This is a genomic window from Thermopolyspora sp. NPDC052614, assembly GCF_040678635.1.
Lineage (GTDB): Bacteria > Actinomycetota > Actinomycetes > Streptosporangiales > Streptosporangiaceae > Thermopolyspora.
This window is the reverse complement of sequence record NZ_JBFATZ010000046.1, coordinates 1-2,376: the sequence shown is the minus strand read 5'-3', so window position 1 is coordinate 2,376 and position 2,376 is coordinate 1. Positions and strand designations below refer to the sequence as shown.

The 2,376-nt window shown below is 58.9% G+C and carries 1 rRNA gene; it reads right to left on the bottom strand.

The annotated features are described in order from the left end of the window. Positions 1-13: 13 nt before the first annotated feature. Positions 14-2,376: ribosomal RNA gene (locus AB0K60_RS37600) — 23S ribosomal RNA — on the bottom strand; the annotation flags it as partial.

The window sequence follows — 2,376 nt, the reverse complement described above, 5'->3', positions numbered from 1 at the left end:
GCGTGGTTCATGTGAGGTCAAGTCCTCGGTCTATTAGTACCGGTCGGCTCAACACCTGTTACCAGACTTCCACCCCCGGCCTATCAACCCGCTCATCTCACGGGGACCTTACCCCCACTCGCGTGGGGCGGGAGACCTCATCTTGGGGCAGGCTTCCCGCTTAGATGCCTTCAGCGGTTATCCCTCCCGAACGTAGCCAACCAGCCATGCACCTGGCGATACAACTGGCACACCAGAGGTTCGTCCGTCCCGGTCCTCTCGTACTAGGGACAGCCCCCCATCAAGTCTCCTACGCGCGCAGCGGATAGGGACCGAACTGTCTCGCGACGTTCTAAACCCAGCTCGCGTACCGCTTTAATGGGCGAACAGCCCAACCCTTGGGACCTACTCCAGCCCCAGGATGCGACGAGCCGACATCGAGGTGCCAAACCATCCCGTCGATATGGACTCTTGGGGAAGATCAGCCTGTTATCCCCGGGGTACCTTTTAGCCGTTGAGCGACACCCCAACCACACGGCGGTGCCGGATCACTAGTCCCAGCTTTCGCTCCTGCTCGACCCGTCGGTCTCACAGTCAAGCCCCCTTGTGCACTTACACTCGACACCTGATTGCCAACCAGGCTGAGGGAACCTTTGGGCGCCTCCGTTACCCTTTAGGAGGCAACCGCCCCAGTTAAACTACCCACCAGACACTGTCCCCCACCCCGATCAGGGGCGCAGGTTAGACGCCCAAAACAGCCAGAGTGGTATTTCACCAACGACTCCACCGCCACTAGCGTGACCGCTTCACAGTCTCCCACCTATCCTACACAAACCATTCCAGACGCCAATATCAAGCTGCAGTGAAGGTCCCGGGGTCTTTCCGTCCTGCTGCGCGAAACGAGCATCTTTACTCGTACTGCAATTTCACCGGGCCTGTGGTTGAGACAGCGGGGAAGTCGTTACGCCATTCGTGCAGGTCGGAACTTACCCGACAAGGAATTTCGCTACCTTAGGATGGTTATAGTTACCACCGCCGTTTACCGGCGCTTAAGTTCTCACCTTCACCGGCACAAAGCCGGCTAAGCGGTCCCCTTAACGTTCCGGCACCGGGCAGGCGTCAGTCCGTATACATCGTCTTACGACTTCGCACGGACCTGTGTTTTTAGTAAACAGTCGCTTCCCCCAGGCCACTGCGGCCCCCACCAGCTCCAGGACGCACGGTCCCTCACCAGCGAAGGCCCCCCTTCTCCCGAAGTTACGGGGGCAATTTGCCGAGTTCCTTAACCACAGTTCACCCGAACGCCTCGGTATACTCTACCCGACCACCTGAGTCGGTTTAGGGTACGGGCCGCCACGGCACTCGCTAGAGGCTTTTCTCGGCAGCATGGGATCACCCACTTCACCACAATCGGCTCGGCATCACACCTCAGGCCACATGAGAGACGGATTTGCCTATCTCTCGCCCTACATGCTTACCCCAGGACAACCACCGCCTGGGATGGGCTACCCTCCTGCGTCACCCCATCGCTTGCCTACTACCAGATCAGGCCAGGCGTTCACCCTGACACCAGCCCCGAAGGACCGGCCGGGCTAAGGACCCTTAGTATCACCGGCCTCGACACGGACGCACCACAGCGGGTACGGGAATATCAACCCGTCATCCATCGACTACGCCTGTCGGCCTCGCCTTAGGCCCCGACTTACCCTGGGCGGATCAGCCTGCCCCAGGAACCCTTGGTCATCCGGCGCAGAAGTTTCCCACTTCTGAAACGCTACTCATGCCTGCATTCTCACTCGCACCACCTCCACCAAGGATCACTCCCAGGCTTCACCGGATGGCACGACGCTCCCCTACCCACCCGAACACCCAATGATGTTCGAATGCCGCGATTTCGGCGGTGTGCTTAAGCCCCGCTACATTGTCGGCGCGGAATCACTTGACCAGTGAGCTATTACGCACTCTTTCAAGGATGGCTGCTTCTAAGCCAACCTCCTGGTTGTCACAGCAACTCCACATCCTTTCCCACTCAGCACACGCTTAGGGGCCTTAATCGACGATCTGGGCTGTTTCCCTCTCGACCACGAAGCTTATCCCCCGCAGTCTCACTGCCACGCTCAACTTACCGGCATTCGAAGTTTGGCTGACGTCAGTAACCCGGTAAGGCCCATCAGCCAACCAGCGCCCTACCTCCGGCAAGAACCACGCAACGCTGCACCTAAATGCATTTCGGGGAGAACCAGCTATCACGGAGTTTGATTGGCCTTTCACCCCTACACACAGATCATCCCCCAGGTTTTCAACCCTGGTGGGTTCGGGCCTCCACCCAGTCTTACCTGAGCTTCACCCTGCCCATGCGTAGATCACCCCGCTTCGGGCCTGCGGCATACGACTCAA